The organism is Nocardia sp. NPDC002869, assembly GCF_046764065.1.
Lineage (GTDB): Bacteria > Actinomycetota > Actinomycetes > Mycobacteriales > Mycobacteriaceae > Nocardia > Nocardia rhamnosiphila.
Window position 1 is genome coordinate 1 of the sequence record NZ_JBKOOL010000214.1, and the last position, 8,230, is coordinate 8,230.

General features: G+C 68.7%; 7 protein-coding genes and 2 pseudogenes. 7 read left to right on the forward strand and 2 right to left on the reverse strand.

The window, feature by feature from the left end; genetic code table 11:
• Positions 1-240 precede the first annotated feature (240 nt).
• Together ACLML9_RS26220 and ACLML9_RS26225 are read right to left on the reverse strand one after the other, a co-directional pair.
• Positions 241-1,126: pseudogene (locus ACLML9_RS26220) on the reverse strand (IS5 family transposase).
• 143 nt (positions 1,127-1,269) lie between these two features.
• Complete coding sequence (locus ACLML9_RS26225; RefSeq protein WP_411948020.1) at positions 1,270-3,156, reverse strand: vWA domain-containing protein; 1,887 nt, start codon at positions 3,154-3,156, stop codon at positions 1,270-1,272.
• A 330-nt stretch (positions 3,157-3,486) separates the two neighbouring features.
• Here ACLML9_RS26225 and rpsP point away from each other — a divergent pair, with 330 nt between their 5' ends.
• From rpsP to ACLML9_RS26260, 7 genes and pseudogenes are all read left to right on the forward strand, one after another.
• Positions 3,487-3,927, forward strand: coding sequence for a 30S ribosomal protein S16 (rpsP, locus tag ACLML9_RS26230; RefSeq protein ID WP_411948021.1), 441 nt, complete (start codon positions 3,487-3,489; stop codon positions 3,925-3,927).
• Positions 3,927-4,169 (forward strand): RNA-binding protein, encoded by a 243-nt coding sequence (locus tag ACLML9_RS26235; RefSeq protein WP_063041718.1) that lies wholly within the window; start codon positions 3,927-3,929, stop codon positions 4,167-4,169. The genes rpsP and ACLML9_RS26235 overlap by 1 nt, the downstream gene beginning before the upstream one ends.
• On the forward strand, positions 4,170-4,694 hold the full coding sequence (gene rimM, locus ACLML9_RS26240; protein ID WP_411948022.1) for a ribosome maturation factor RimM: 525 nt from the start codon (positions 4,170-4,172) through the stop codon (positions 4,692-4,694). It abuts the gene before it with no gap.
• Positions 4,695-4,707: 13 nt separating this feature from the next.
• On the forward strand, positions 4,708-5,394 hold the full coding sequence (trmD, locus tag ACLML9_RS26245) for a tRNA (guanosine(37)-N1)-methyltransferase TrmD (protein ID WP_411948023.1): 687 nt from the start codon (positions 4,708-4,710) through the stop codon (positions 5,392-5,394).
• 241 nt (positions 5,395-5,635) lie between these two features.
• Positions 5,636-6,082 (forward strand): annotated as a pseudogene (locus ACLML9_RS26250) (RNA-guided endonuclease InsQ/TnpB family protein); the annotation flags it as partial.
• Positions 6,083-6,093: 11 nt separating this feature from the next.
• Positions 6,094-6,711: an AMP-binding enzyme gene (locus ACLML9_RS26255; protein ID WP_411948025.1), complete on the forward strand. Its 618-nt coding sequence runs from the start codon at positions 6,094-6,096 to the stop codon at positions 6,709-6,711.
• 83 nt (positions 6,712-6,794) lie between these two features.
• Positions 6,795-8,230: Tex-like N-terminal domain-containing protein (locus ACLML9_RS26260; RefSeq protein WP_411948024.1), on the forward strand; the 1,436-nt coding region annotated here is incomplete at its 3' end.

Genomic DNA, 8,230 nt, shown 5'->3' on the forward strand with positions numbered 1-8,230 from the left:
CGCCGCATGCGCTTCGAGGCCTGAACGGCGAGACGGGCCTCAACCCTTTGAGGTGTCTCGTAAAACTCGACGCATGGGGTTGCGTCGGGATTTGACGTTCGGGGTTTGTGGTTGCATCGGGATTCGATGCTCCGAGTCCGAGTCCGAGTCCGAGTCCGAGTCCGAGACCGGGACCGGGACCGGGACGGGGGGCGAGTCCGAGAGCGGGACCGGGACCGGGACCGGGGCTAGAGAGTGTCCTCAAAGCCACATGAGCAGGGTGGCCAGGTCGAGCATCCCGCGGTAAGAAGTGGCGGTTTTGTCGTAGCGGGTGGCGATCGCTCGATACTGTTTGAGCCGGTTGAAGCAGCGTTCGACCACGTTACGACGCCGATAGGCCACCGGATCGAACACCGGTGGCCGGCCACCGGCACTGCCCCGGCGACGCCGGTTGGCCTGCTGATCGACACGTTCGGGGATCGTCGCGGCGATACCACGGCTTCGTAGATGGGCACGGATAGCGCGGGTGAAGTATCCCTTGTCGGCCAGGACCCGCCGCGGCCGCTTCCACGATCGACCTCGGCCGGGTTTCGGCATCCAGATCCCGGCCAGCACCTGGGTGAACATGGTGCAGTCGTTGACGTTGCCCGCGGTCAGCAGCAGCGTGAGCGGCCGGCCGTGGCCGTCGCACGCGAGATGGATTTTCGTAGTCGGGCCACCACGCGAGCGTCCGATGGCATGATCAACTGGTTCGCTGTGCCCGCACCCGGATCCGTTGTCCCCCTGTGTGAACCACTCGTGTGCGAGCACCGGCGGCGTGCTGATGAACGCGCACGAGCGAGGAATCCACCGACACCTCACGATCGAGTTCATCGATCGCTTCGGCGATCACCTGGACCTGCGCCACGAGCATCGCCAGAGTGCCGTTGCGTGACCACCGCCAGAACCGGTTGTAGACCGTCTTCCAGGGCCCGTATCGTTCGGGCAGGTCCCGCCACGCCACTCCGGTCTTGGCCTTGTAGAGCATCGCGTTCAGGATGCGACGGTCATCCACCCGCGGGCGGCCTTTTGCCCCCGAGACCGGCAACAACGGCTCGATCGTGCGCCACTGGTCCTCGGTCAACTCATGTCTACGTGCCACGACCACACATCAAACCAAACCCGCACCTCAACTACACCAGCTTTGAGGACACTCTCTAGGGGCGAGAGCGGGACCGGGCCGGGGGTGAGGGCGGGACCGGGGGCGGGGCACAGCGGGGGGTGCGCATGGCTGTGCCCCGATGAGTTCGGTCAGCGCCTCCTGCGGCGGCTGAGCAGGAAGGCGATCGTCGCCGCCGAGATCACCAGCACCGCGCCACCGACGGCCACCCACACCAGCGGGGATATGCCGTCGGGTGCTGTGACGGCCGTGGCGGCGGGATCCGGGGCACCGGCTTGCTGCGGGTCTGCGCCGAAGGTGCCCGTACTCGCGGAATCGCCGGCGTAGCGCGGCCCCGGCTCGGGCTCGCCGGTGACATCCACCTCCAGCTCGACCGGTACCGGCGCGACCTGGGCCCGCTCGCCGTGCGCGGGGCTCAGCTTCACCGCGATGTAGTACCAGCCCGCCACCGCCTGGTCGTGCATCGTGTGATCGGCAACCTCCCGGTTCAGGAACCTGATCGGTGTGGTGGCCAGCGCCGGGTCGTTGCTCGGCAGGATGTTCTCGGTCCCGGTGTAGGCGGCGAAATCGGAATCGAGTTCCGCCCGGTACGGGTTGTAGAGCGTGGTGGCGATATTCGAGACATAGTCGATTCCGCCCTCGGGGGTCGCGGCGAACCGCACCCGGTATGCCAGTCCCTGGCCCCACTCCAGTTTGACCCGGTAGAAGACGAATTCGCCGCGCTGCAGGGTATCGGTGTACCGGCCGGAACCGGGCAGGGCGGCCGCGACATTGAACGAGCCCCCGCCGATCGCCGGGACGGCCACCCCGTCCGGTACGGCGAACTCCACCGCTTCCGGATCCGGTGCGGGGCCCGGATCGGCGACCGCGGGCTCCACGCCGACCAGTAATTCCACCGGCAGCTGCGCCGGAGCGTTATCGGCGACATGAGCCCATTCCAGGGCGAAGTAGTAGCGTCCGCCGCCCCGGCACCGGTCGGTGCTCGGACTCCCGGTGTCGGGTTCGGCCGCGCCTGTCCACGCGCTGCCGACGGTCAGCGCCACACCGTCGGTGGAGCGAGTGGCCAGCTCGTTCTCGTAGACGTGGCAGTCTTCGCCGTCGGTGCCGTAGACCCGCAGGTCGAGGCGGTTGTTCGCGAACATGGCGTCCCCGCCGCGCGGGAAGGACACGGTGGCGCTGAAATAGGCCGTCGCGTCGTCGGGTACGTCCACCGCGTAGTAGCGCGGCGCGCGCTGCCCGAGTACATCCAGGTACTGGCCCGCGGCGGCCACCGGTGCGTCCCGGTAGCCCGCGGTGCCCGCGAGCGGGCTGCCGGTGGGTGCGTAGGTGCGCAGGGCGGTGGCGCTCACGCGCGGGAGCACCTGTTCCAGGGTTTTCCCGTCCACGGCATCGGTATAGGTGCCGCCGGTGGTCTGGGCGATACAGGTCAGCTGGGCGCGGGACGGATCGTCGACACCGAAGCCGATGGCGTGCACCACGATCTCGGCGCCCTGGGCGGACAATTCGCGCGCGACCTCACACGGGTCCGGCGGGGCGCAGGTGTCCAGTCCGTCGGAGACCAGCACGATCGAACGCGGACCCTCCTGGGGCAGGGCCGCGGCGGCGGTCCGCAAGGAGGTCCCGATCGGGGTGTAGCCGCTGGGCACGATCCGGTCCGCGGCACCGGTCAGCGCGGGCCTGTCCAGGGTCTCGGCCGGATGCAGCACCTGGACGTCGCGGCAGCCGGCGTCCTTCTCCGCGTCCGTGGATCCCGTGGACGTGCCGTACGCGGTCAAACCGACCTTCGCCGAGGCCGGTGCCGCGGTCACGAACGACCGCACTGCGTTCTTCGCCGCGTCCATCTTGGTGCCGCCGCCGGGGTCGGGCGCCGCCATGGAGCCCGAGGCGTCCAGGACCAGCATGGTCGGCGCGTATTCCGGCTGCTGCGGTGGCTGCTGGGCCAGGGCCGGAACCGAGACCGGGACCAGGCCGATCACCCCCGCCGCGGCCGCGGCCAGAAATCTGTTCGAGAATGACACGTGGTCGGTACTCCCATTCGACTCGGCCGCGTCCTGGCCGGATACGGCCGGTCGGACGCTACTCAGATGACCGACCAGTTGCCAACCGGCGGGTCCCCGCAGACGGGACGACACCGCCCCGGCGCCGCCGCCCGCGAGCTCGCGTACCCGGGCGGTTTCCGGGCCGGCCGCGGCGTCTGGCAGAATGATCGACCGTCCTTCTGGACAGTGTCAGCCCGTCTCCGGTCACGTACCGCGCGGCGGTCACACACTTCATTCGCAAAACCGGGCTCGCGAGACCGCGTGAGTCGCTGAATTGCGCCGTGACCACTATGAAAGGCAGATCAGCAGATGGCTGTTCGCATCAAGCTCACCCGTATGGGCAAGATCCGCAACCCGCAGTACCGCGTCGTCGTCGCGGACGCCCGCACCCGTCGTGACGGCCGGGCCATCGAGTCCATCGGCAAGTACCACCCCAAGGAAGAGCCCTCGTTGATCGAGATCGACTCGGAGCGGGCGCAGTACTGGCTGGGTGTCGGCGCGCAGCCGACCGAACCGGTGCAGCGGCTCCTGGAGATCACCGGCGACTGGCAGAAGTTCAAGGGCCTGCCGGGCGCCGAGGGCACCCTGAAGGTCGCCGCGCCCAAGCCGTCCAAGCTGGACCTGTTCAATGCCGCGCTGGCCGCCGCCGACAACGAGCCGGCCGCCGAGGCCGTCACCCCGAAGAAGAAGGCCAAGAAGGACAAGGAAGAGGGCGCCGAGGCGACCGAGTCCGCCGAGGCCGGCGAGTAATGAGCGTCGTCGTCGCCGATGCCGTGGAACATCTGGTTCGCGGTATCGTCGCCAATCCCGAGGACGTCCGCGTCGAGCTGATCACCGGCCGCCGCGGGCGCACCGTCGAGGTGCACGTCCACCCCGACGACCTGGGCAAGGTCATCGGCCGGGGTGGCCGCACCGCGACTGCCCTGCGTACCCTCGTCGCCGGTATCGGCGGCCGGGGTATCCGGGTCGACGTGGTCGACACCGACCAGTAGATGGAACTCGTCGTGGGCCGGGTCGCCCGCTCGCACGGTGTGCGGGGCGAACTGGTGGTCGAGGTGCGCACCGACGAACCGGAGGCGCGATTCGCGCCCGGCGCGGTGCTGCACGGGCGCGCGGCGCGCTCGGATCAGGTCCGTGACTTCACCGTGGAGTCGGCCCGGGAACATTCGGGCCGGCTCCTGGTGAATCTGGTAGGTGTCACCGACCGGTCCGCCGCCGACGCCCTGCGCGGCACGCTGTTCCTGGTGGACAGCGAGGAACTCGGGCCGTCGAAGGACCCGGACGAGTTCTACGATCACGAACTCGAGGGCCTGCGCGTACAGCTCACCGACGGGACCGAAGTCGGCACCGTCACCGAGGTGCTGCATTCGGCGGCCGGTGAACTGCTCTCGATCCGCGCCGCCGCGGACGGGCGGGAGATCCTGGTCCCCTTCGTCACCGCCATCGTGCCGACGGTGTCGATCGCCGACGCGCTGATCGTGATCGACCCGCCCGAAGGCCTACTGGATCCGGAATGAGGTGGCCGGCGTCATGAGGATCGACGTGGTCACCATCTTCCCGGAATACCTGGACCCGTTGCGCACCGCGCTGCTGGGCAAGGCCATCGAGAAGGGCGTCGTGTCGGTGGATGTCCACGATCTGCGGCGCTGGACCCACGATGTGCACAAATCCGTCGACGATTCGCCCTACGGCGGCGGACCCGGCATGGTGATGAAACCCGTCGTCTGGGGGGACGCGCTCGACGCGGTGTGCCCGGACGACGCCCTGCTCGTGGTTCCCACACCCGCCGGCGTCCCCTTCACCCAGGAGACCGCGCAGCGATGGGCCGGCGAAGAACACCTGGTGTTCGCCTGCGGCCGCTACGAGGGTATCGATCAGCGGGTGTTCGACGACGCGGCCCGCCGGGTCCGTGTCGAAGAGGTCAGTATCGGGGACTACGTACTGATCGGCGGCGAGGCCGCGGTCCTCGTGATGACCGAGGCGGTGGTCCGGTTGATCCCCGGCGTACTCGGCAACCAGCAGTCGCACGAACAGGATTCGTTCTCCGACGGATTGCTGGAGGGCCCCAGTTACACCCGCCCGGTGAGCTGGCGGGGACTCGAGGTCCCGCCGATCCTGCTGTCCGGAGACCATGCCCGGATCGCGGCCTGGCGGCGGGAGCAGTCGCTGATCCGCACGCGGGAACGGCGACCGGATCTGCTGCCCGATACGGACTGAGCCGCGCCCGGGCGAGATCGCGGTGGCGGTACCGAACGGGTGACCGGCGGTGCCGCCGAGGTCGCTGGACTGCTCCGGTGCCACGGCGCGCTGCAGCGGCGGGGAGTGCCTATCGGGTTCCACCCTTTCGGTGGGTAGTGCAGGACCTGGTGTGACTGTCGGATGTAGCGCGCGGCTATGCCCTCGAGGGTGGGGTTAGCGCGTTGAATCGGTGACGAACCGGTGAGCTATCGTGTCGGCCATGGGGGAGAAGGTGGTTGAGCGGGCATACAAGTACCGCTTCTATCCAACTTCCGAACAAGTCGGCCAACTCGCTCGCACCTTCGGTTGTGTCCGCTACGTGTACAATAGGGCGCTGGCCGAACGGTCCCATGTCTGGGCGCAGGAGCACCGTCGCATCTCTTATGCCGAGTCGGACAAGATGCTCACCGGTTGGAAGCGCGACCCCGACACCTCATGGCTCACCGAGCCGTCCAAGGGTCCGTTGCAGGCGGCGCTGCGGAATCTGCAAGGCGCGTTCGACAGTTTCTGGCGCAAACAGGCCGGGTATCCACAGTTCAAGAAGAAGGGGAAGTCGAAGGACTCGGCTACCTATTTCGCGAACTGCTTCACCTACCGCAACGGGCAGGTCAAGCTCGCCAAACACGCCGAGCCGAGTTGCTGTGCGACCGGCAGCCGGCCGACGCCGTCGCGTTCACGGTGATCGACAGCGATCTGTCGGCGATCGATCTCACCTACGGTGAACTGCGCGCGCGGTCCGAACGTTTCGCCGCGGCCCTGGCCGGGCTCGGTGTGGGCCCCGGCGACCAGGTCGCGACGCTGATTGGCCGGATCGCCATCGCCGCCGAACGCAGTGCGCTGCGGTGGTTCCTCGGCTACCTGGACGCGCCCGAACAGACCGCGCAGCGCTTCACCGCCGACGGCCGCTGGTATCTCACCGGCGACGCCGGTTCGCGCGATGCCGACGGATACTTCCACTTCTCCGCCCGCGACGACGATGTGATCATCATGTCCGGGTACCGGATCGGCCCGTTCGACGTCGAGAGCGTGCTGGTGCTGCACGACGAGGTCGCCGAGGCCGCCGTCGTCGGTCTCCCCGACGAGTTGCGCGGCGAAGTGCTCGAGGCGTTCGTGGTGTTGCGCGGTGACGCCGCCGGTTCCCGGGAGCTGGAATCGCAGCTGCAGACATTGGTGAAGCAGAAGTTCGCCGCGCACGCCTACCCGCGCCGGGTGCATTTCGTCGACACACTGCCCAAGACCCCGAGCGGCAAGGTGCAGCGGTTCCTGTTGCGGCAGCAGGGGCGTGCCGCCGGATGACCGTGCCCGCTGTGTCCGGCCCCGGGGGCGAGCCGGGGCCGGGCGCGGTCCGGCTGTCGCCGGGCGAATGTAGTGTGCGGGTGGTGACGACAGCGCCGCAGACCTCGGACCCCGAGACCATCCCCACCGACTCGCCTGCAGACCCCGGTACCGGCCCGGTGGTGTCCGGCCCCGTCAGCCGGCGCATCGCCGACGAGCTCTCGGTGCGCGAGAACCAGGTCCGGGCTGCCGTCGAGCTACTGGACGCCGGGTCGACGGTGCCATTCATCGCCCGCTACCGCAAGGAGGTCACCGGCGGTCTGGACGACGCCCAGCTGCGTACGCTCGAAGAGCGCCTGCACTATCTGCGCGAACTCGACGAGCGCCGGGACACGATTATCGAATCCATCCGCGGCCAGGGCAAACTCGACGAGGCCCTGCACCGGCAGCTGCTGCTGGCCGAGACCAAGGCCCGGCTCGAGGACATCTACCTGCCCTATAAGCCCAAGCGCCGCACCAAAGCTCAGATCGCGCGCGAAGCCGGGCACGAACCCGTCGCCGACGCGCTGCTGGAGAACCCGGACACCGACCCGGCCGACTACTCCGCCGAACAGCTCGAGGGCGCGCGCGCCATCCTCGTCGAGCGGTTCGCCGAAGACGCCGATCTGGTGGGCGAACTCCGTGAACTCATGTGGAACCGGGGCCGGCTCACCGCCACGGTACGTCCCGGTAAGGAAGAGGCCGGGGCGAAATTCGCCGACTACTTCGAATTCGGCGAGGAATTCGCCACCCTGCCCTCCCATCGCATCCTGGCGCTGCTGCGCGGCGAGAAGGAAGAGGTGCTCAGCCTGCACCTCGACCCCGAACCCGCCGATTCCGAGCTCGCACCCGGCGAACGCAGCACCTACGAGGCGCGGATCGCCCAGCGGTTCTCGATCGCCGAGGCCGGTCGCGCCGCCGACGGCTGGCTGCTCGACACCGTGCGCTGGGCCTGGCGGACCAAACTCCAGGTGAGCCTGGGTATCGACACCCGGATGCGGTTGCGGCAGGCCGCCGAACGGGATGCGGTGGATGTCTTCGCCGCCAACCTGCGCGATCTGTTGCTGGCCGCGCCGGCCGGCACCCGCACCACCATGGGCCTGGATCCGGGCTACCGCACCGGGGTCAAGGTCGCCGTGGTCGACGGCACCGGCAAGGTTCTCGCGACCGAGGTCGTGTACCCGCACAAACCGCAGAACCAGACCGAGAAATCGCTGGCGGTCCTCGGTGCCCTGGTGGCGCGGTTCGGCGTCGAACTCATCGCCATCGGCAACGGGACGGCCTCTCGGGAGACCGACGCGCTGGCCGCGCAACTCATCGAACGGATCCCGGAGGACAAACCGACCAAGATCGTGGTCTCCGAGGCCGGTGCGTCGGTGTACTCCGCCTCGGCCTACGCCACCCAGGAACTGCCCGATATGGACGTCTCGCTGCGGGGCGCGGTCTCCATCGCGCGCCGGTTGCAGGACCCGCTGGCCGAACTGGTCAAGATCGTGCCGAA